Source organism: Peribacillus sp. TH16 (assembly GCF_016651095.1).
In the GTDB taxonomy this organism is placed as follows: domain Bacteria; phylum Bacillota; class Bacilli; order Bacillales; family DSM-1321; genus Peribacillus; species Peribacillus butanolivorans.
Genome location: NZ_JAEKEM010000002.1, coordinates 894,717 through 916,387, shown reverse-complemented (window position 1 = coordinate 916,387; position 21,671 = coordinate 894,717). Strand labels below are relative to the sequence as shown.

At 39.2% G+C, this 21,671-nt stretch carries 17 protein-coding genes and 1 pseudogene; all 18 read left to right on the top strand.

Going from position 1 to position 21,671, the window contains the following annotated elements; translation table 11 throughout:
* The first annotated feature begins 7 nt into the window (after positions 1–7).
* Positions 8–1,004, top strand: a pseudogene (gene cheB / locus JFV29_RS04355) (chemotaxis-specific protein-glutamate methyltransferase CheB).
* Positions 1,005–1,024: 20 nt separating this feature from the next.
* Positions 1,025–3,070 (top strand): chemotaxis protein CheA, encoded by a 2,046-nt coding sequence (locus JFV29_RS04350; protein ID WP_201181417.1) that lies wholly within the window; start codon positions 1,025–1,027, stop codon positions 3,068–3,070.
* 152 nt (positions 3,071–3,222) lie between these two features.
* Complete coding sequence (locus JFV29_RS04345) at positions 3,223–3,693, top strand: chemotaxis protein CheW (RefSeq protein ID WP_201181416.1); 471 nt, start codon at positions 3,223–3,225, stop codon at positions 3,691–3,693.
* A gap of 4 nt (positions 3,694–3,697) precedes the next feature.
* Positions 3,698–4,336 (top strand): chemotaxis protein CheC, encoded by a 639-nt coding sequence (locus JFV29_RS04340; protein WP_201181415.1) that lies wholly within the window; start codon positions 3,698–3,700, stop codon positions 4,334–4,336.
* The gene (locus JFV29_RS04335; RefSeq protein WP_056526815.1) at positions 4,329–4,832 is read left to right on the top strand and encodes a chemotaxis protein CheD; all 504 of its coding nucleotides are present in this window, start codon (positions 4,329–4,331) and stop codon (positions 4,830–4,832) included. Before JFV29_RS04340 ends, JFV29_RS04335 begins: the two co-directional genes overlap by 8 nt.
* A gap of 134 nt (positions 4,833–4,966) precedes the next feature.
* The gene (locus JFV29_RS04330; protein ID WP_201181414.1) at positions 4,967–5,734 is read left to right on the top strand and encodes a FliA/WhiG family RNA polymerase sigma factor; all 768 of its coding nucleotides are present in this window, start codon (positions 4,967–4,969) and stop codon (positions 5,732–5,734) included.
* Between the two features lie 442 nt (positions 5,735–6,176).
* Positions 6,177–6,497, top strand: coding sequence for a hypothetical protein (locus JFV29_RS04325; RefSeq protein WP_201181413.1), 321 nt, complete (start codon positions 6,177–6,179; stop codon positions 6,495–6,497).
* Between the two features lie 173 nt (positions 6,498–6,670).
* The gene (locus JFV29_RS04320; protein ID WP_207205083.1) at positions 6,671–7,141 is read left to right on the top strand and encodes a hypothetical protein; all 471 of its coding nucleotides are present in this window, start codon (positions 6,671–6,673) and stop codon (positions 7,139–7,141) included.
* A gap of 152 nt (positions 7,142–7,293) precedes the next feature.
* Positions 7,294–8,007, top strand: a complete 714-nt coding sequence (gene rpsB, locus JFV29_RS04315; protein ID WP_056526825.1) for a 30S ribosomal protein S2 — start codon at positions 7,294–7,296, stop codon at positions 8,005–8,007.
* Between the two features lie 303 nt (positions 8,008–8,310).
* Positions 8,311–9,195 (top strand): translation elongation factor Ts, encoded by an 885-nt coding sequence (gene tsf, locus JFV29_RS04310; protein WP_056526827.1) that lies wholly within the window; start codon positions 8,311–8,313, stop codon positions 9,193–9,195.
* A gap of 122 nt (positions 9,196–9,317) precedes the next feature.
* Positions 9,318–10,040 (top strand): UMP kinase, encoded by a 723-nt coding sequence (gene pyrH / locus JFV29_RS04305; RefSeq protein WP_053345351.1) that lies wholly within the window; start codon positions 9,318–9,320, stop codon positions 10,038–10,040.
* Positions 10,041–10,043: 3 nt separating this feature from the next.
* A complete protein-coding gene (gene frr / locus JFV29_RS04300; RefSeq protein WP_201181410.1) occupies positions 10,044–10,601 on the top strand; it encodes a ribosome recycling factor in 558 nt (185 codons plus the stop codon).
* Between the two features lie 392 nt (positions 10,602–10,993).
* Complete coding sequence (locus JFV29_RS04295) at positions 10,994–11,767, top strand: isoprenyl transferase (RefSeq protein ID WP_056526832.1); 774 nt, start codon at positions 10,994–10,996, stop codon at positions 11,765–11,767.
* A 25-nt stretch (positions 11,768–11,792) separates the two neighbouring features.
* Positions 11,793–12,590 (top strand): phosphatidate cytidylyltransferase, encoded by a 798-nt coding sequence (locus JFV29_RS04290; protein WP_056527103.1) that lies wholly within the window; start codon positions 11,793–11,795, stop codon positions 12,588–12,590.
* Positions 12,591–12,639: 49 nt separating this feature from the next.
* Positions 12,640–13,800, top strand: coding sequence for a 1-deoxy-D-xylulose-5-phosphate reductoisomerase (gene dxr, locus JFV29_RS04285; RefSeq protein ID WP_201181407.1), 1,161 nt, complete (start codon positions 12,640–12,642; stop codon positions 13,798–13,800).
* 7 nt (positions 13,801–13,807) lie between these two features.
* Positions 13,808–15,076: an RIP metalloprotease RseP gene (gene rseP / locus JFV29_RS04280; protein WP_201181405.1), complete on the top strand. Its 1,269-nt coding sequence runs from the start codon at positions 13,808–13,810 to the stop codon at positions 15,074–15,076.
* 281 nt (positions 15,077–15,357) lie between these two features.
* Positions 15,358–17,058 carry a proline--tRNA ligase gene (locus tag JFV29_RS04275; RefSeq protein WP_201181403.1) on the top strand — a complete coding sequence of 567 codons (1,701 nt, stop codon included), beginning with the start codon at positions 15,358–15,360 and terminating at the stop codon, positions 17,056–17,058.
* Between the two features lie 171 nt (positions 17,059–17,229).
* Positions 17,230–21,552 carry a PolC-type DNA polymerase III gene (locus JFV29_RS04270; RefSeq protein WP_201181402.1) on the top strand — a complete coding sequence of 1,441 codons (4,323 nt, stop codon included), beginning with the start codon at positions 17,230–17,232 and terminating at the stop codon, positions 21,550–21,552.
* Positions 21,553–21,671: the final 119 nt, after the last annotated feature.

Sequence of the window (21,671 nt, the reverse complement as noted above, 5' to 3'; positions counted from 1 at the left end):
TCCTTACATGGATAAAGTTAAAGTGCTGATTGTGGATGATTCTGCGTATTTGAGAAAGTTCGACACCTTAGATGTAGAGATGCAGGTTATGAATGGAAGAGAAGCATTAAATCGGATTATGGATGAATGTCCAACTGCTGAAATCATGTTTTCAAGCACGATGAAAGAAGGAATGGAAAATACCTTTGCTTCTATGTACAGTAGAGCCTTTGACTTTGTGGCTAAACCTTTAGGTGCCATTTCACTGGATTTGTACAAAATTAAGAAAGAACGGGTTTGAAAAAGTTATGGCAGCCAGCCGTGAGAATGTTCACAAACTACAAAAAAATGCAATAAATATTGAGGGGAATCCATCGTTTTGGGGAAAATATAGTAAAAAAGATACAAGAGAAATATTAGAAAATGAAAAAAATAAAAATAAATGGTCCGATTGGAATAAAAAAATTATAGTCATTGGTACATCGACTGGAGGACCAAGGGCTCTTCAGACAGTATTGACGGGACTCCCAGAAACAATTGATGCACCTATTCTTGTTGTCCAGCATATGCCCTCTGGTTTTACAAAATCCTTGGCTGACCGTCTAAATTCATTATGTAGGATTCAAGTGAAGGAAGCAGAGGATGGGGAACTGATCCAAAAAGGAGTTGCTTATATTGCCCCTGGAGGTCTTCACCTGAAAGTGAGAAAAGTGGGGATGAGCATTTCAGTACTTTTGGATCAATCCGAACTGCGTAGCGGACACCGCCCTTCAGTAGATGTGCTGTTTGAATCAGTAAGTGAAATTACTGATTTTGCGAAAATAGCTGTCATCATGACCGGGATGGGGATGGATGGTTCAAGTGGGATAATTAAGTTGAATCAAACGGGTCCTTTAAAAGCGATTGCAGAGTCACAGAAGACATCAATCGTATTTGGAATGCCGAAAGCGGCGATTGCTACCAATTTGATAGATAGCATAGAGGATGTAGAAACAATAGCTAACGCAATAATTAGCTATTGTTAACAAGTGGAGGTGGAGATTGCATGGATATGAATCAGTATCTAGAGGTATTTATTGAAGAAAGTAAAGAACATCTTCAAACGTGCAGTGAACAGCTGTTGGTACTTGAGAAAAACCCGGAAGACCTTTCAATTGTTAACGAAATCTTTCGTTCCGCTCATACTTTAAAAGGGATGTCGGCCACCATGGGGTATGAGGATTTAGCGAACTTGACCCACAAAATGGAAAATGTGTTGGATGCGATTCGAAACAGTCAAATTATTCTTACCCCTGAATTGTTTGATGTGATATTTTTAGCCGTTGATGATTTAGAAGCAATTGTCATGTCTATTGCTGAAGGTGGCGATGGAAAAAGAGATGTGAAGAATGTTGTTCGTCAGCTGCAATTGATTGAAAAAGGGGAGTCGCCTGTTTTCTCTTCTATCGCAGAGACTGCAGCTGCATCTACTGTTCATGAAAAGGAAGAAGTGACAAGTGGTGAGTACGATGAATTTGAATTGACAGTCCTGCAGCAGTCCAAAGAACAAGGATTCGACAGTTATGAAATTTCGATAGATTTGCGTGAAGACTGTCTTTTAAAAGCAGCGAGGGTATTTATGGTATATGAGGTGCTTGAAAAATCAGGTGAAGTAATCAAGTCCAATCCACCAGTTGAACTTTTGGAAGAAGAACAGTTTGATCGGAAGTTTACAGTTACGGTGGTAACAAAAGAATCGAGTGAAGAGCTTCATAAAAAAGTCATGAAGATTTCTGAAGTGGAAAAAGTTGATATAAATGCTCTTAATCTTGACGATCTACGACACACTGCCAATGCTAAGGAGGAAAAAAAAGCTGCAGTGGATAACCAGGCCCAAGAAAGGAACGCCTTGCTTTTAAGTGAGAATAAGGAGACTAAGAAGCAGGCACCTGTTAAGCCGGCCTCAAGTAAGACTATTCGGGTAAATATCGAGCGGCTTGATATATTAATGAATTTATTTGAGGAACTTGTAATTGATAGAGGTAGACTCGATCAAATTTCAAGCGATTTGGATAACCAGGAACTGCATGAAACAGTTGAAAGAATGTCCCGGATAACCAGCGATTTGCAAACAATTGTGTTGAATATGCGGATGGTTCCTGTAGAAACTGTATTCAATCGTTTCCCTAAAATGGTTCGTCAATTAGCAAGGGATTTGAATAAGAAAGTAGATTTGGAAATCATCGGAGCTGAAACAGAACTTGATCGTACAGTTATAGATGAAATTGGTGATCCACTCGTCCATTTATTAAGAAATGCAATGGATCATGGAATTGAAACACCTGAAGAACGTCTAGCGAAAGGGAAGAATGAAGAAGGGAAAATCCTTTTAAAAGCGTATCACAGCGGCAACCATGTTTTCATTGAAATTGACGATGATGGAGCGGGAATAAATAAAGATCTTGTCTTAAACAAGGCCTTTTCCAATGGAATTTTGACAAAGGAAGCTGCTGCTACTTTAACAGATAAGCAAATCTATGAATTAATTTTTGCTTCAGGGTTCTCAACAGCTGAAACCATTTCAGATGTATCAGGACGTGGTGTAGGGCTGGATGTGGTTAAAAATACGATCGAGTCATTGGGTGGGTCTGTAACGATCGATTCAAAAGAGAACGAAGGATCTATATTCCTTATTCAACTTCCCCTTACATTATCGATAATTTCTGTAATGCTGGTTGAAATCCAAAAGGAAAAATATGCTATTCCACTTTCTTCTATTATAGAGACTGCGATTATAAAAAAAGAAGATATCATGAATGCTCATAATCAACAAGTTATTGACTTCAGGGGGAAAGTTCTACCGCTCCTGTTCCTGAAGGAAATTTTTGAAGTGCCTGTGCATCAGGAAGAAGAGGAATTTCTCTCTGTGGTTATTGTCAGAAAAGGTGATAAATTGGCAGGATTAGTTGTGGATTCATTTATTGGACAACTCGAAATCGTCTTGAAATCTCTTGGTAATTATTTAACATCTGCTTTTGCGATATCTGGGGCAACGATATTAGGTGATGGTCAAGTTGCTTTGATCATTGATTGCAACACATTGATTCATTGACCGATAGAGAAATAGAGAGGAAACGACGGTCAGCAGGGTTTAACCGTGGTTATGCAATGGGCGGAAGAGTTCTGATTTAAGTGGTTGTTCGCATTCAGGCATCGTGAAGGCTACTCTCTGCTATCATCATAAATTTAAGAGGAGGAGAATAGATGTCGACTACAAATCTCGTTCAAGATATGAAAGTAATTGTATTTCAAATTAAAGATAAAGAATATGCCATTCCAGTAGATAAAGTTAGTGGAATTGAAAAACTTTTGCATATAACAAGAGTTCCTAAGGCTGTTCAGCTTGTTAAGGGAGTCATAAATCTAAGGGGTGTAATTACCCCAATTATTGATTTACGGGTCCGTTTTGGTCTTGAAGAGTTAGAATACAACGACTCTACAAGGATTATCGTGGTCATTTTAGATGATATGGAAGTGGGGTTAATAGTAGACTCTGCCAATGATGTATTGGATATTCCAGTTGATAGTATCGAACCGCAGCCGGAAGTTGTTGGTCATTCGGCGTCAGAATACATTAGCGGCGTGGCTAAAATTGAAAAACGACTGCTCGTGTTAATTAATTTGGAAAAGGCTTTAAGTCTTGAAGTAAATGAAAATATGAGAATAGAAGGATAATCATATGTCGTTTATTGAGAAAATTAATCCCCTTCAGCTCGATATCTTGAAGGAAATTGGCAATATTGGCGCAGGGCACGCAGCCACTGCACTTTCGGCAATTCTTAATAGGAAAATTGATATGAATGTTCCTAATGTCCGAGTGGTTTCCTTTGATGAAATGATGGAAATGGCTGGTGGGGCTGAACAAGTTGTTGCTAGCATTTTCTTGCGAATAGTAGGCGATGCTTCCGGTAGCATGTTTTTCATCCTTTCTCTACCTGTGGCTGAATACTTCATTCAACAGATGACAGGAGATGAAACCTTTTCAATAGATTCCACTCCATATACTGATTTGGCGCTTTCTTGCCTTCAGGAATTAGGGAATATATTGTCGGGATCCTATCTAACTGCTTTATCAGATTTCACCCAATTGAATTTATATCCATCTGTTCCGTCATTGAGTATTGACATGGTAGGAGCAACAATCAGTTATGGATTATTGGAATTGTCACAAGTAAGTGACACGGCCATTGTCATAGATACTGTACTTGAAAAGGATCAGCTATTTGCGGAATCTATAGACGGACATTTCTTTCTGTTACCCGATCCTGAATCTTTTGATATCATTTTCTCCTCTTTAGGAGTGACAACAAATGACTGAATTATTACAGGTCAAGGTTGTAAAAGTCGGCATAGCAGATATGAATATTGTAAAACCTCCCTATTCGATCCGTACTTCTGGTCTAGGATCATGTGTTGGAGTTGTGATTTATGATGAAAAAAAAGAGATTGCCGGTTTGGCTCACGTCATGTTGCCTGACTCTTCACTCGCTAAATCGGGACATATTAACGTTGCCAAATTTGCAGATACGGCGGTAAAGGAATTAGTGCAGCGCTTAGTAAAAGAAGGGGCAAGATTGATTTTTTTAAAAGCAAAGATGGCTGGTGGGGCACAAATGTTTCAATTTGCCTCTGGAGGGGATTTCATGAGAATAGGGCCCAGAAATGTGGAAGCCGTCCGGAAAGAATTAGCAGACTTGCACATCCATGTTGTTGCTGAAGATGTGGGTGGGAATAGCGGTAGAACAATAGAATTTAATTCGAAAGATTGTATGTTAAATATCCGGACCGTGAATAAAGGGACAAAAAACATATAATAAGGGATTACGACTTGTCAGAAAAAAGTGCAACTTGAAATGACAGGAACACTTGCAATCAAAATATTGTTGCATCTAGAGCCTTCGAGGGCCGTTTTGATTACAAAATGTATACAATGTTAGGAGGAAGTCCTATGTCTAATCTGACTATCGGAGAGGAACAGTTATGCTGGAAAAATTGGATTGACTGCAGAGATCAACAAGCCGGGGACATTTTGGTTAAGAAATATATCCCACTTGTATCTTATCATGTCCAACGCATTTCAGTGAGCCTACCTAAAAATGTGAGCCGTGATGATATAAGGAGTTTGGGGATGATGGGGTTATTCAATGCCCTAGAACGATTTGATCCAAAACGTGATCTGAAATTTGACACATATGCTTCATTTCGAATTCGTGGCGCGATACTAGATGGATTAAGGAAAGAAGATTGGCTCCCGCGAAGTGCTAGAGATAAAGCCAAGAAAATTGAGTCTGCGATCGAAAAATTAGAGCAGAAATACATGAGGAATCTCTCGCCAAATGAAATTGCATCTGAATTAAATATTCCGGAAGATGATGTATATGCTGCATTAAATGAGAATTTCTTTGCCAACGTTTTATCAATGGATGAGAATCCTCAAGAGCAAGATGATAAAGAAGGCACAAACTTTCATATTAAAGATGAAAAAGCAAATCTACCTGAGGAACATCTGTTAAGGGAAGAACTGTATGTGGAATTAGCCCAAGTTATAGAAACACTTAATGAAAAGGAACAGTTGGTTTTACAACTTTTTTATAAAGAAGAGCTTACTTTAACCGAAATTGGACAAGTAATGAGCCTATCTACTTCGCGGATTTCTCAGATCCATTCTAAGACGATATATAAACTAAGAAACGCGATGCAGGATAAAAAGAATTAAGCAGTAATATAGAGAGGGTAAAGGGGCATGGAGGCTGGGTTTCATATCATGCTGTTAAAGAGTTCCTTTCCATTTTCTATCCGAGAGATGGAATCTGGAAACGGTTGAGGATTTCTTCCCTAAGTGCATAATAAATAATATCACCCAGATTAAATCGTCATGTGTTCGAAAATAGACCCTGTACAAGGTATATAAATTACATAGTATTCTATATTGGTGCCTGAAAGTGTAGTTTGAGTTGTGTTTTGCATCCCAATTGTAGAGTAAACCAGCAATACTCTTCAAATCGCCAACAAAAAAATCCACTGCCCAGTTTCAGTCCATCCATCCAACTTAATTGGTTACGATGACGATAATACTTGCTAGTTCCTTGTTCAGTATTTTGAGTTAAGGTCAGAAAGAGTACTGTAAATGCCGTTTTTATAGAAAGGGGTGGGTTGTCATGAGTTTTAACGCGATCGAGATGCAAATTGCTCTTTCAAGAACCCAAGATGCAGGGAAAATCCAAGAGCAAAATCAACAAAAAAATTTAATCCAACAAGATCATGCTGCCCATCAAGTTCGAGAGAATCAAGAACGGAAACAAAAGACTGTAGTAAGTGAAGAACAAAAGCTTCCCGCTCATTTTTATGAAAAAGAAGGGAATGCCGATAAATGGCAGTTTCTTAAAAAAGATAGGCAGAAAGAAAATAAGAAAAAAACAACAACAGTGAAAAAAGATTCTCATCCGTATAAAGGAATCAGGATTGACTATTCGGGTTAAGAGGAGGCACCATGTTAGTAATTTTTATGTTTCTACTGTTTCTTTTAAACATACTCACCATTTTCGCCGTTGTCGTTTTATATCTCCGTCAAAATCGTTTATGTAAGCTCGAAAAAGACCAAAAAGCCATCATAAGTGAGTTGGAAGAACTTTTGTCTGGTTATTTAATGGAAATGAAGGAAGATAACGAGACGTTGGTAAAGACTTTTACGAATTCAGTTGCATTAAAACCCAAGCGTGGGCATGAAGAACAAGAACGTGCGGTAGTGAAGAATTCCACGAGAGATAACGAAATCAAGCGAGAGAAAAAAATGTTGCTCGATTACAAAGAAGGGCGGCATATGGGAACAAAAAAGCAAGCTACCGAAGCCTATAAAAAACAGCCAGAAGATAATGAGGAGCATAGATTTCCCTTAAAATCGGAAGATAGATTGGACCTTTCTTCAGAAGCCCCTTCTCTGTCCAACCAGGAGTATGAAAAAGAATTTTCAGGCATGTTACAGGTTGGATTAAATGAATTATCATTAAATGAACAAGTAGAATATTTAGCGGATCAAGGCCATTCTATAGAAAAAATCGCAAAAAAATTAAATCGCGGCAAAACAGAAATTGAACTTTTATTAAAGTTTCGCATGAATAGATAATTTGTGCTTGATTGTGTCGTATCATTATGATATATTATGAAATGGTGTTAATACACACGCCCCGTGATTCTAACAGATGGTGCTGTTTAGACAGTTTCTGTATGAAAATGATCGGTGCGGAGGAAAAACAAAACCATTTAGGAGGAACTAAAATGTCAGTCATTTCTATGAAACAATTGCTTGAAGCTGGTGTGCATTTCGGACACCAAACACGTCGCTGGAACCCGAAAATGAAGAAATATATCTTCACTGAGCGTAACGGCATCTACATCATCGACCTTCAAAAAACAGTTAAAAAGGTTGAGGAAGCTTATAACTTCGTTAAAGAACTAGCTGCTAACGGTGGAACTGTTCTTTTCGTTGGTACTAAAAAACAAGCTCAAGAATCTGTTAAAGAAGAAGCTATCCGTTCTGGTATGTACTATGTAAACCAACGTTGGTTAGGTGGAACTTTAACAAACTTTGAAACAATCCAAAAACGTATTACTCGTCTTAAAGATATCGAAAAAATGGAAGCAAACGGAACTTTCGAAGTACTTCCTAAAAAAGAAGTTATCCAACTTAAAAAAGAATGGGATCGCTTAGAGAAATTCTTAGGCGGTATTAAAGATATGAAGACTCTTCCAGATGCGATCTTCGTTATCGACCCTCGCAAAGAGCGTATTGCTGTTGCGGAAGCACACAAATTACACATTCCACTTGTTGGTATCGTTGATACAAACTGTGATCCGGATGAAATCGATGTAGTTATTCCTGCGAATGACGATGCAATCCGTGCTGTTAAATTATTAACAGGTAAAATGGCAGATGCTATCTTAGAAGCTAAACAAGGCGAAGAAACAGCAACTGAAACAACAACTGCTTAATAGGCAAAAAAGGTTGCTTAATTAGTAAGAAAAAAAGGTGATAAGAGGATAATGCCTTTTATCCCTTTTTTTTGCACTAAATAAGCATACATAAATCCCGTGCGAATTTTTTAAAAACGTTACGGTTGATTTTCAGGGAATGAAGATAATATGACATCAGGGTTTTGTCCATAAGACTGACCGGTTGATGGTTTTTTGAGAATTTTGCTATAATTTGTTGTTTTTATTGATAAAAACAGGTATTATCTGGCGAAATGGGTAAAGACTGAATAAACTGCATTTAATTTGAGGAGGATAAATATTATGGCAATCACTGCACAATTAGTTAAAGAATTGCGTGAAAAAACTGGTGCCGGCATGATGGACTGTAAAAAGGCGCTAGTACAAACTGAAGGTGATATGGAAAAAGCAATCGATTTCCTACGTGAAAAAGGAATTGCGAAAGCTGCTAATAAAGGAGACCGTATCGCTGCTGAAGGTTTAACTTCTATCGTTGTTGAAGGAAACCAAGCAGTTATCCTTGAAGTGAACTCAGAAACAGATTTCGTTGCTAAAAACGAAGGCTTCCAAGCTCTTGTTAAAGAATTGGCTGCATTCCTTCTTGCTAACAAACCTGAAAGCGTTGAAATTGCTCTTGAGCAAACAATGGAAAATGGAGCAAAAGTTGCAGATCATATCAATGCAGCAGTTGCTAAAATTGGTGAAAAATTAACTCTACGTCGTTTCCAAGTTGTTACAAAAACAGATAATGACGCATTTGGCGCATACCTTCACATGGGTGGACGTATCAGTGTGCTTTCTGTTCTTGAGGGTACAACTGATGCAGAGGCAGCTAAAGGCGTTTCAATGCATATCGCTGCTATTAACCCGAAATATATTTCACGTGACCAAGTGGATGCAAGCGAACTAGACCGCGAACGTGAAGTTCTTACACAACAAGCTCTTAATGAAGGTAAACCAGAAAAAATCGTTGCGAAAATGGTTGAAGGACGTATCAACAAATTCTACGAAGAAATCTGTGTGAACGAACAAGCTTTCGTTAAAAATCCAGATCAAAAAGTTGGACAATTCGTAGAATCAAAAGGTGGAAAAATCCAATCATTCGTTCGTTATGAAGTAGGCGAAGGTCTTGAAAAACGTCAAGAAAACTTTGCTGAAGAAGTAATGAACCAAGTTAAAAAAGACTAATTGCAAGAAAATGATTGAATAGGGAACACTCTAGTGTTCCCTATTTTTTGAAATGTCATGAACTTTTGGTAGCAAGAATAACAGGATGAACGAACGAAAAGATTACATAGTTGGAGGTTTTCATGAGTAACGCTAAATATAAACGTGTTGTACTAAAACTCAGTGGCGAAGCATTAGCCGGTGACGAAGGATTTGGAATTAACCCTGCAGTAATTAAATCAATTGCTGAACAAGTTAAAGAAGTAGCTGAACTTGATGTAGAAGTTGCTGTAGTTGTCGGTGGCGGAAACATTTGGCGCGGGAAAATCGGAAGTGAAATGGGCATGGATCGTGCTAATGCCGATTATATGGGTATGTTGGCTACAGTCATGAATTCATTGGCTTTACAAGATAGCCTTGATCAACTTGGAATTGAAACACGCGTTCAAACTTCCATTGAGATGAGACAAGTGGCAGAACCATACATTAGACGCCGTGCGATCAGACATCTTGAGAAAAAGAGAGTTGTAATTTTTGCAGCTGGTACAGGTAATCCTTATTTTTCAACGGATACTACTGCGGCCTTGCGTGCAGCTGAAATTGAAGCTGACGTTATCTTGATGGCGAAGAATAATGTGGATGGCGTTTATAATGCTGACCCGGTTAAAGACAAAAATGCTGTGAAGTATGATGAACTTTCTTATCTTGATGTGATTAAAGAGGGATTAGAAGTAATGGATTCGACTGCGTCCTCACTTTGCATGGACAATGATATACCATTGATTGTCTTCTCGATTATGGAAAAAGGTAATATTAAACGAGCCGTTTTAGGCGAAACGCTTGGAACAATTGTAAGGGGGAAATAAAAGATGCCGAAACAAGTTATTTCAAATGCGAAAACGAAAATGGAAAAAGCCATTGGAGCTTACACACGTGAATTAGCCAGCATCCGTGCCGGCAGGGCGAATGCCTCGTTGCTAGATAGAATATCTATTGATTATTATGGTTCTCCAACCCCGATTAATCAGCTTGCTGGTATTTCTGTACCGGAAGCTAGACTTTTAGTGATTCAACCTTATGACAAAACCGTCTTAGGTGAGATTGAAAAAGCGATTTTGAAATCTGACTTAGGTTTAAATCCTTCCAATGATGGATCAATCATCCGTATTGCCATTCCTGCGTTAACTGAAGAACGTAGAAAAGAGCTTGTGAAGGTTGTCAAGAAAGAAGCGGAAGAAGCGAAAATAGCAGTCCGTAATGTTCGTCGCGATGGTAATGACGATTTGAAAAAACTTGAAAAAAATGGTGAAATCACTGAAGATGATTTACGCGGCTATGCTGATGACATCCAAAAGATGACTGATGGCAATATCACGAAAATCGATGAGATTACGAAAGATAAAGAAAAAGAAATTTTGGAAGTATAATCTCTTCTTAAAATATAAAATAAAGAGGGCCGAATCCATACTGGTCATGTCTTAGTTCTAACATATAGGTGTGCTAAAAAGAGAAAACTGTTATAATAAGGTTTCTCCGATAATGATTACGCCTTGAGTTAGTAAGCTGCATGCAAACGTTGGAGGTGGTCCTTTTTTGTATTTTTCATTGCAAATGATAAACTGTTTTTAGAAAAAAGAAGTGATAATTTCTCCCCTTCTGACTTCTAATTAAGAATTTTTTTCATAATAATATGAGAACAAGTTTTTTTTGATATTATAATAAAGATTCTGTTCTTTTTCGCAGAAAGCTTGATATACATAGAGCGCGAATATTTTTAACTTTGTAGAGAGATAAGTACAACCTAATGGGGGACTAACATATGTATTCACTATGGAAGCGTTTCGTTAAAAAAGATGCTTCTTCCGATGTAACAAATAGGATTCAGCATATTAAGAAGTTTGATGTTCCTCAACATATTGCCATTATTATGGATGGAAACGGCCGTTGGGCCAAAAAGCGTGCACTGCCACGCGTGGCCGGTCATCATGAAGGAATGAAAACCGTTCGTAAAATTACGAAAGTAGCCAATAAATTAGGAGTAAAAACATTAACCGTCTATGCGTTCTCCACTGAAAATTGGAAACGTCCGAAAAGTGAAGTCGACTTTTTAATGAAGCTTCCTCAGGAATTTCTCGGGACCTTTTTACCTGAGCTTATTTCTGAAAATGTAAGAGTAGAGACGATTGGCGACTTGTCTCTCATCCCGTCACATACTCAAAATGCCGTTAAACGGGCAATGGAAGATACTAAGAATAATGATGGGATGATTTTAAACTTTGCTCTAAACTACGGAAGCCGCGGAGAAATCGTAACCGCAGTGAATAGCATCGTTCATGATGTTAAGAATGGTATAATAAAGGAAAATGTTTCGGAGGAAATACTGACAAGTTACTTAATGACTAAGCATTTGTCAGATCCAGATTTACTAATTCGCACAAGCGGTGAAATCCGTTTAAGTAATTTCATGCTATGGCAGGCGGCTTATACAGAGCTATGGTTTACAGATGTATTATGGCCGGATTTTAGTGAAGAGCATTTATTGCAGGCAGTTGAGGAGTATCAAAAGCGTTCACGAAGATTCGGTGGCGTTTAATGTAGAAGGCGAGGAAAATGGAATAATGAAACAGCGAATTATTACGGCGGTCGTTGCTGCCGCTATCTTCATTCCAATAGTTATTTTAGGGGGAATTCCCTTTTTACTGCTGGTATATCTGCTAGCGTCCATTGGTTTGTATGAACTGATGAAAATGAAAAATATGCGTGTGGTCTCTTTTGAAGCGATTCTTTCACATATCTTGTTGTGGGTACTTTTACTACCCAATGAAAATACCGCTTTTTTAGCCAATATTAATTACGATAAAGTCCAAATTTTCTTAATGGGCGTTTTACTGCTACTTCTTTATACAGTCGTTTCAAAAAATCGTTTTACTTTTGATGACGCAGGCTTTTTAGTGATCACGATCCTATACCTAGGCATGGGATTCTACTATCTATTTGAAACACGTGATTCGTTGGGTCTGGGTCTGATATATATATTGCTTGCATTATTTACGATTTGGGCAACCGATTCAGGAGCATACTTTATCGGTAAGTCACTAGGTAAAAGAAAGTTATGGCCTGAAATCAGTCCAAATAAAACGGTGGAGGGATTTTTCGGAGGGATATTCTCCGCGTTGATAGTGGGTGTGCTATTTTATGTTTTCTCTTCCCTCGACTATACATTATTACAATTGTTATTGATTTCTTTAATCATTGCGATTTTCGGCCAATTGGGAGATCTCGTTCAATCGGCTTATAAACGTCATTATGGGGTAAAGGATTCAGGGAAGCTTCTTCCAGGTCATGGAGGAATTTTGGACAGGCTTGATAGTTTGATATTTATTTTACCGATTTTGCATTTATTGCATGTATTATAATACAAATAAAGGCATAGGCAAGTGTTATATAAATTAGGAGATGAACAATTTGAAATATATCAGCCTTTTGGGTGCAACAGGTTCGATTGGCCAACAAACAGCGGATGTAGTGAGGGCTCATCCTGATCAATTCAAAATAGTGGCGCTTTCAGCCGGGAAAAATATAGAATTGGTCAGAACTTACATACAAGAGTTTGAACCGAAACTTGTTTCAGTACAGACTAAAGAGGATTATCATGTTTTAAAAAGTGAATTCTTCAGCAAAAAAGATATCGAGTTCATGTACGGAGATGAAGGACTGACCGCTGTTGCTGTTTATGATCAAGCTACAATATTAGTCAATGCCGTCATCGGAAGCGTAGGACTCTATCCAACTTTACAGGCAATAAAGGCTAAAAAGGATATTGCAATCGCCAATAAGGAGACACTGGTGACTGCAGGTCATTTGGTCATAAATGAAGCTAAAAAAGCTGGAGTTAGATTACTCCCTGTTGATAGTGAGCACTCAGCGATTTTCCAGGCGTTACAGGGTGAAAAGGAAAAGAATATCGAACGTCTAGTCATTACTGCATCAGGCGGAAGCTTCCGGGATCGTACCCGAGAAGAATTGAAAGGTGTAACGGTGGAAGAGGCCCTAAACCATCCGAACTGGTCAATGGGTGCTAAAATTACGGTAGACTCCGCTTCGATGATGAATAAGGGGTTGGAAGTCATTGAAGCCCACTGGCTATTCGATCTTCCTTACGATAAAATTGATGTATTGCTACATAAGGAGAGTATCATCCATTCCATGGTTGAATTTCATGATTCCAGTGTGATTGCCCAACTGGGCACACCCGATATGCGCGTACCGATTCAATATGCACTTACTTATCCAGACCGTCTGCCACTCGTGGGGCGTAAACGTCTGAACTTGGCTGATGCAGGGAAACTTCATTTTAGCGATATGGATTTCACCAGATATCCTTGTTTGCAATTTGCCTATGAAGCAGGTAAAATGGGCGGAACAATGACAACGGTTTTGAATGCAGCCAATGAAGCAGCAGTAGCTGCATTTTTATCTGGAAAGGTATCATTCCTGGAAATTGAGACTTTGATTGAAAAAGCGCTGAATCAGCATTCTGTCATAACACTTCCGGATTTAGAAACCATTCAGGAAGTAGATTTAATGACAAGGCAGTATATAGAATCTTTAGTGAAAGATAGGTGACCGGAACATGCAGACTTTAGAAACGATTATAGCGTTCATTATCATATTCGGTGCTCTTGTATTTTTCCATGAGCTTGGACACTTAGTGTTTGCAAAGCGTGCCGGAATTTTATGCCGTGAGTTCGCAATCGGTTTCGGACCAAAAGTATTCACGTATAAAAAGAAGGAAACCGTTTATACGATTCGCCTGCTTCCTCTAGGTGGGTATGTGCGTATGGCTGGCGAAGATGCTGAAAATATTGAGCTGAAGCCGGGTTATCGCGTAGGATTAATTTTTGATAATGAAGAGTATGTTACAAAAATCATTTTGAACAATAAAGATAAATATCCTGATATCCGGCTTGTTGAAGTAGAAGTGATCGACCTTGATCACAAACTGATTCTTACAGGTTATGAAGAGGGAGAGGAAGATACGTTAAAAACCTTTACCATTCATAAAGAAGCGGTAATCGTTGAAAATGGTGTGGAAAATCAGATTGCACCTTATGACCGACAATTTGCCTCAAAGTCGCTTGGACACCGCTTCCTTACGATTGTAGCTGGGCCAGCGATGAACTTTGTTTTGGCGTTTGTCATTTTTGTGTTGATTGGTTTGTTTCAAGGGGTTGTTGTGGATGAAGCAAAACTCGGTGAACTGACTGCAGATGGTTCGGCTATAAATGCCGGGTTAAAATCTGGGGATGTTATTCAATCGATTGAGGGAGCAGAAGTCTCATCTTGGGGAGATGTTCAGGAAAGCATACAAAAAAACCCTGGACAAGAAATAGAGTTTGTCGTTGATAGGGACGGGAAAACATTAGAAGTACCCGTTGTTCCTCAAGAAGTGAAGAGAGATGGCAAGAAAATTGGAATTATCGGTGTCTACCCTCCAGTTGAAAAAGCACCGATTAAAGCAATACAATACGGTTTTACCGAAACATATTTTTGGACAAAACAGATCTTTATTATTCTTGGTGACCTTGTAACGGGCGGCTTTACGATCGACAGTCTATCAGGCCCTGTAGGAATCTATAAATCCACAGAAGAAGTTGCAAAACAAGGTATATTCACGTTGATGAAATGGGCAGGACTGCTCAGCATTAACCTAGGAATTATGAACCTTCTTCCATTACCAGCGTTGGATGGAGGAAGACTGCTATTCTTCGTGGTAGAATTCTTAAGAGGAAAACCAATTGACCGCCAAAAAGAAGGAATGGTTCACTTTATCGGGTTTGCATTGCTGATGTTGTTAATGATTGTCGTTACTTGGAATGACATCCAGCGATTCTTCTTATAAAACATGTTCGAATAAGGTATAACAGGCCAGCAGAATTATCTGTTGGCTGTTTCTAATCATGGGAATGGAAATCACCATTTTCTTAAGTTTTTTAAACGTTTTGGGGAAATAGTTTGTTTTCTAAGTAAATCGTAAGTATAATCGAGAATGAGTATATTAAATCAGCTTTTCTGAATATCTCAGAAAGTCTTTTTTTGTATTATATGACCGTATAAAAGCTACGGTATGTAATTATCCGTGGCGGCAGTTTAATTTAAAGGAATTATTGAAGAGGTGCAGATATGAAACAAAGTATGACGTTAATCCCTACATTGAGAGAAGTACCTGCAGATGCAGAAATTAAAAGTCATCAGCTTTTATTACGTGCAGGATTTATGAGACAAAATTCCAGTGGGGTATATAGTTTCATGCCGCTTGGGAAAAAGGTGCTTCAAAAGGTTGAAGCCATTGTTCGGGAAGAGATGGATAATGCTGGTGCAGTTGAGCTATTAATGCCTGCTTTACAACAAGCGGAATTCTGGCAGGAATCTGGACGCTGGTATACATATGGTCCAGAGTTGATGCGTTTGAAGGACCGCAACAACCGTGAATTTGCGCTTGGTGCCACACATGAAGAAGTGATTACAAGCCTAGTTCGTGATGAAGTGAAGTCTTACAAGCGTCTTCCTTTAACAGTATACCAAATTCAAACGAAATTCCGTGACGAAAAGAGGCCGCGCTTTGGATTGTTGCGTGGACGTGAATTTATCATGAAAGATGCTTATTCTTTCCATGCTAATCAAGAAAGCCTTGATGCTGTTTATAAAAAATTATATGCGGCGTATGCAAATGTATTTAGCCGCTGCGGTCTTGATTTCCGTGCGGTCATTGCCGATTCAGGAGCTATGGGTGGAAAAGATACACATGAATTCATGGTCCTATCTGAAATAGGGGAAGATACAATTGCCTATTCAGATACGTCTGATTATGCAGCTAATATTGAAATGGCACCAGTAAGTGTGAACTATGAAAAAAGTTCAGAAGCACAGGGTGCACTTGAAAAAATTCATACACCTGGGCAAAAATCAATCGAGGAAGTAGCAACATTCTTAAAAACGGATGCTACGAAGTTGATTAAATCGTTGTTGTTTAAAGTGGATGAAAAATATGTGCTCGTATTGGTGCGCGGTGATCATGAAGTCAATGATATTAAGTTGAAGAATTTCTATAACGCATCAGTCGTAGAAATGGCAGATCCAATCGAGACGAAAGAGGTTTTAGGCTGTGCAATTGGTTCTCTAGGACCAATCAATGTCACTTCTGACGTAGAAGTGATTGCGGATGTTGCTATCGAAGTAATGGTCAATGGAATCTGTGGTGCAAATGATGAAGACTACCATTATGTGAATGTAAATCCAGACCGTGATTTTAATGTAGCCAACTATTTGGATCTTCGTTTTATTCAAGAGGGTGACCCATCACCGGATGGAAACGGAAAAATTCAATTTGCTAAAGGTATTGAGGTTGGTCACGTATTCAAGCTTGGGACAAAATATTCCGAAGCGATGAACGCGACCTTCCTTGATGAAAATGGACGATCACAGCCGATGATCATGGGTTGTTACGGAATTGGTGTATCTCGCACACTTGCAGCTGTAGCCGAGCAATTCAACGATGAAAAAGGATTGGTTTGGCCAGTGAACTTAGCGCCATACCAAGTTCATTTGATTCCAATTAATATGAAGGATGAAGCGCAGTCTGCGCTTTCAGAAGAATTGTATAATGATTTTAAAACACAAGGCTTGGAAGTTCTGATGGATGATCGTCAAGAACGTGCCGGTGTTAAATTTGCTGATTCAGACTTAATTGGACTTCCTGTCCGTGTAACAGTCGGTAAAAAGGCTTCAGAGGGAATTGTCGAAGTGAAAATCCGTAAAACTGGTGAGGTTCTTGAAATTGAAAGAGCTGAACTAACTCAAAAACTTCGCGAAATATTAGGATAATTATTTTGAAAAATAGCGAAGGGAGGCATCATTCAATTGAATGATGCTTTTCCTTTTCCTACATTTAGATACTCGTGAAAGGTACGTGTTATGTTATAATAACCACTGATATTAGAGTGGAAATAATAATGAATAAAATCTTAAGAGATAGTAGATAAGGGGAGAGAGGAAATGGATCAAAATCCTAATAGCGGTAGAGAGAGATTTCAACTCTTGCTCCAGCAGATGGACTTGACTGAGGATGCCTTTGTGAACTTTTTCATTGGTGCCGAAATTGATAAGCTCTCAATTGAGAGAGAGTCCAAAACATGGCATTTTGCCTTTAATATACCTGCGTTAATTCCTTGCAGTGTTCATACAAGACTTGCTACTCAATTAGCAAGTACCTTCGCCCATATTGCGAAGGTCTCATTCACTTTGAATGTAGCTAACCCGCAAGTGACCGAACAATTAGTTAAAGAGTATTGGAAAAACTGCATAGGCGAGCTTCAAGGCATGTCTCCAGCTCTATTGTCACTACTAAATGAGCAAGAGCCTACAGTAAACGGATATAAAATTATCGTAAGTGCACGAAATGATACTGAGGCCGGTCAGTTGAAACGAAAATACTCTGGACTCATTTCGAATATCTATCAAACGTTTGGTTTCCCTCCACTGACTCTTGATGCGGAAGTAAAGGAAACAGTTTCGAATCCTGATTATCAGAAGTTTTTGGAAGAGAAACAAAAGGAAGACGCGGAAAAGGGGCTTGCTGCCCTAGTGGAAATGCAGAAGAAAGAATCGGAAAAAGGTGGAGACGATGGCGTCTACGAAGGACCTGTTAAGATTGGTTATACGATTAAAGAAGATGCTGATTTCCGAAGAATTGAACAGATTATCGATGAAGAGCGGAGAATTGCAATTGAGGGCTTCGTATTTGATGCGGAAGTCCGAGAGCTTCGCAGTGGCCGTAGCTTACTGACGTTCAAAGTGACGGATTATACCAGCTCAATATTAGTCAAAATGTTTTCACGTGATAAAGAAGATGCCGCAATTCTTGCCCGTGTGAAAAAGGGAATGTGGGTACGTGCTCAAGGTAGCATTCAAAATGATACATTTGTACGGGATTTGGTTATGATTGCAAATGATATAAATGAAATCTCTAAACAGGGTCGACAGGACAAGGCTCCTGAAGGGGAAAAGCGGGTCGAACTGCATATGCATACTCCGATGAGTTCTATGGATGCGGTGACACCGACTTCTGCCCTTATTGCCCAGGCAGCCAAGTGGGGGCATAAGGCTGTTGCCATCACGGATCATGCAGGTGCCCAATCATTCCCTGAAGCTTATAGTGCCGGGAAAAAGAATGACATTAAAATTCTTTACGGCGTCGAAGTGAATCTTGTAAACGACGGCGTGCCGGTTGTCTATAATGAGGCGCATATTGCATTGGCTGATGCCACCTATGTCGTGTTTGATGTAGAAACGACAGGACTGTCTGCCGTTTATGATACGATAATTGAATTTGCTGCAGTAAAAATTCGTGATGGGGACATTATTGATCGATTCGAGTCATTTGCGAATCCTCATCATCCGTTATCCAATACGACCATAGATTTGACGGGAATCACTGATGATCTTGTAGAAAATGCTCCAGAAGTCTCGGAAGTACTCGAAAAGTTCAGGAATTGGGCAGGAGATGCCATACTCGTTGCTCATAACGCGACATTTGATATGGGCTTTTTGAATATAGGTTATAAAAACATGGGATATCCTAAGGCAGCGAATCCAGTTCTGGACACATTGGAACTAGCCCGATTTTTATATCCGGAGTTTAAAAACCATCGTTTAAATACATTATGTAAAAAGTTCGATATCGATTTGACTCAGCATCATAGGGCCATATATGATGCCGAAGCTACAGGCTATCTTATGTTGAAGATGCTAAAGGATGCGATGGAAAAAGACATTACCCATCATGATCAGCTAAATGACAATATGGGTAAAGGAAATGCTTATCAGCGTTCCCGTCCGTCCCATTGTACGCTGATTGCGCAAACACAGGCTGGTTTAAAAAACCTTTTTAAATTAATTTCGATATCACATATTGATTATTATTATCGTGTACCTCGGTTACCGCGTTCCCAACTTAAAAAGTATCGTGAAGGAATTCTCGTTGGATCCGGATGTGATAAAGGGGAAGTTTTTGAAGGGATGATGCAAAAGGGTTTTGAGGAAGTCATAGATATCGCTGAATTTTACGATTATCTTGAAATTCATCCGAAGGAAGTATACCAGCATTTGATTGAGCTTGAATATATCAGGGATGATAAATCGTTAGAAACAATCATCACAAATATCGTCAAGCTTGGTGAGAAATTGGATAAGCCTGTCGTTGCCACAGGGAATGTTCATTATTTGGACCCAAACGACAAAATTTACCGTAAAATCCTTGTGAATTCACAAGGTGGAGCGAACCCGCTGAATCGTCATAAGCTGCCGGATGTACATTTCCGGACAACTGATGATATGCTGAGGGCCTTCTCATTCCTTGGTTCTGAGAAAGCCAAAGAAGTTGTGGTAACTAACACGAATAAAATCGCTGATATGATAGATGAAATCAAGCCTATCAAGGATGAGTTATACACGCCTAAAATTGAAGGCGCAGAAGAAGAGATGCGTGAGATGAGTTACGGCATGGCAAAGAAGATATACGGAGAGAACCTGCCGGAAATCGTAGAAGCTCGTCTTGAAAAAGAATTGAAAAGCATCATTGGCCATGGATTTGCCGTTATTTATTTGATTTCTCACAAACTAGTTAAAAAATCTTTGAATGATGGATATCTCGTGGGATCACGGGGGTCGGTGGGATCTTCGTTCGTTGCAACGATGACTGAAATTACTGAGGTAAACCCACTGCCGCCGCATTATGTGTGTCCAACGTGTAAAAAATCGGAATTCTTCAATGATGGTTCTGTGGGTTCTGGATTTGACCTGCCAGATAAAGACTGTCCAGATTGCGGCATTGCTTATACAAAAGACGGACATGATATCCCGTTTGAAACCTTCCTTGGCTTTAAAGGGGATAAGGTTCCTGATATTGACTTGAACTTCTCCGGTGAATATCAGCCGAAGGCCCATAACTATACTAAGGTCTTGTTTGGAGAAGAGTATGTTTACCGCGCTGGAACGATTGGTACGGTAGCTGAAAAAACGGCGTATGGCTATGTAAAAGGTTATTCTACCGACAATAATATCCATATGCGGGGAGCTGAGACTGACCGTCTTGTTGCTGGATGTACAGGAGTAAAACGGACTACTGGACAGCATCCAGGTGGAATCATCGTTGTTCCGGATTACATGGATATTTATGATTTCACACCTATTCAGTTCCCAGCGGATGACCGAACTTCCGAGTGGAAAACGACTCATTTTGATTTCCATTCAATTCACGATAATATTTTAAAACTTGATATTCTTGGTCACGATGATCCGACTGTGATCAGGATGCTTCAGGATTTGAGCGGCATCGATCCAAAAACGGTTCCGACAGACGATCCTGAAGTAATGAAAATATTCAGTAGTACCGAATCATTAGGAGTAACCGAAGATCAAATTATGTGTAAAACTGGAACGCTAGGTATTCCCGAATTTGGTACGCGTTTTGTTAGGCAGATGCTTGAAGACACGAAACCTACAACATTTTCCGAGCTTGTCCAGATATCCGGATTATCTCATGGTACCGATGTATGGTTGAGTAATGCACAGGAGCTGATTCACAACCGAATATGTACACTTAGCGAAGTTATCGGTTGTCGGGATGATATTATGGTCTATCTGATTTATCAAGGGCTCGATCCTTCTCTGGCGTTTAAAATTATGGAATCAGTACGTAAAGGGAAAGGGCTCTCCGAGGAATTCGAAGCAGAAATGAGAAAAAATGAGGTGCCGGAATGGTATATCGATTCATGTAAAAAGATTAAATACATGTTCCCGAAAGCCCATGCTGCAGCTTATGTATTAATGGCTGTCAGGATTGCTTATTTTAAAGTGCATTTACCTTTATTATATTATGCCGCTTATTTCACAGTTCGTGCCGATGATTTTGAAATCGATGCGATGACGCGGGGATCTCAGGCGATCAAAACTAAGATTGAAGAAATCAATGTAAAAGGATTGGATGCTTCTACTAAGGAAAAGAATACATTGACGGTTCTTGAACTTGCCTTAGAAATGTGTGAGCGCGGATACAGCTTTGCTAAGGTGGATTTGTATAAATCTAGTGCAGACCAATTCATAATTGAAGGTAACACGTTGATTCCACCATTCAATTCAATACCAGGTCTTGGAACAAATGCGGCCATCAATATCGTTAATGCACGTAAGAATGGAGAATTCCTCTCGAAAGAAGATTTACAACAGCGAGGGAAAGTATCCAAGACTATTCTTGAATACCTTGATAAACAAGGCTGTCTAGAGTCTCTGCCTGAACAAAATCAGTTATCTTTATTTTAAAAGAGAAGCTGATGATAAAAAGGAAGAAACAGACATGATATTTGCATAAATATCTTGATTATGGTATATTTTTATTGGAAATACTAAGAGGAACCAATGGCAAGAGTGGGGAAACCCAC

Excerpts from the sequence above, each read along its gene's own strand:
- JFV29_RS04290 (WP_056527103.1), top strand. The coding sequence starts at position 11,793 with ATGAAACAGCGAATTATTACGGCGGTCGTTGCTGCCGCTATCTTCATT.
- JFV29_RS04335 (WP_056526815.1), top strand. The coding sequence starts at position 4,329 with ATGACTGAATTATTACAGGTCAAGGTTGTAAAAGTCGGCATAGCAGAT.
- JFV29_RS04295 (WP_056526832.1), top strand. The coding sequence starts at position 10,994 with ATGTATTCACTATGGAAGCGTTTCGTTAAAAAAGATGCTTCTTCCGAT.
- pyrH (WP_053345351.1), top strand. The coding sequence starts at position 9,318 with ATGAGTAACGCTAAATATAAACGTGTTGTACTAAAACTCAGTGGCGAA.
- JFV29_RS04350 (WP_201181417.1), top strand. The coding sequence starts at position 1,025 with ATGGATATGAATCAGTATCTAGAGGTATTTATTGAAGAAAGTAAAGAA.
- JFV29_RS04320 (WP_207205083.1), top strand. The coding sequence starts at position 6,671 with ATGAAGGAAGATAACGAGACGTTGGTAAAGACTTTTACGAATTCAGTT.
- JFV29_RS04325 (WP_201181413.1), top strand. The coding sequence starts at position 6,177 with ATGAGTTTTAACGCGATCGAGATGCAAATTGCTCTTTCAAGAACCCAA.
- rpsB (WP_056526825.1), top strand. The coding sequence starts at position 7,294 with ATGTCAGTCATTTCTATGAAACAATTGCTTGAAGCTGGTGTGCATTTC.
- frr (WP_201181410.1), top strand. The coding sequence starts at position 10,044 with ATGCCGAAACAAGTTATTTCAAATGCGAAAACGAAAATGGAAAAAGCC.
- JFV29_RS04330 (WP_201181414.1), top strand. The coding sequence starts at position 4,967 with ATGTCTAATCTGACTATCGGAGAGGAACAGTTATGCTGGAAAAATTGG.
- rseP (WP_201181405.1), top strand. The coding sequence starts at position 13,808 with ATGCAGACTTTAGAAACGATTATAGCGTTCATTATCATATTCGGTGCT.
- JFV29_RS04340 (WP_201181415.1), top strand. The coding sequence starts at position 3,698 with ATGTCGTTTATTGAGAAAATTAATCCCCTTCAGCTCGATATCTTGAAG.
- JFV29_RS04345 (WP_201181416.1), top strand. The coding sequence starts at position 3,223 with ATGTCGACTACAAATCTCGTTCAAGATATGAAAGTAATTGTATTTCAA.
- tsf (WP_056526827.1), top strand. The coding sequence starts at position 8,311 with ATGGCAATCACTGCACAATTAGTTAAAGAATTGCGTGAAAAAACTGGT.
- JFV29_RS04270 (WP_201181402.1), top strand. The coding sequence starts at position 17,230 with ATGGATCAAAATCCTAATAGCGGTAGAGAGAGATTTCAACTCTTGCTC.
- JFV29_RS04275 (WP_201181403.1), top strand. The coding sequence starts at position 15,358 with ATGAAACAAAGTATGACGTTAATCCCTACATTGAGAGAAGTACCTGCA.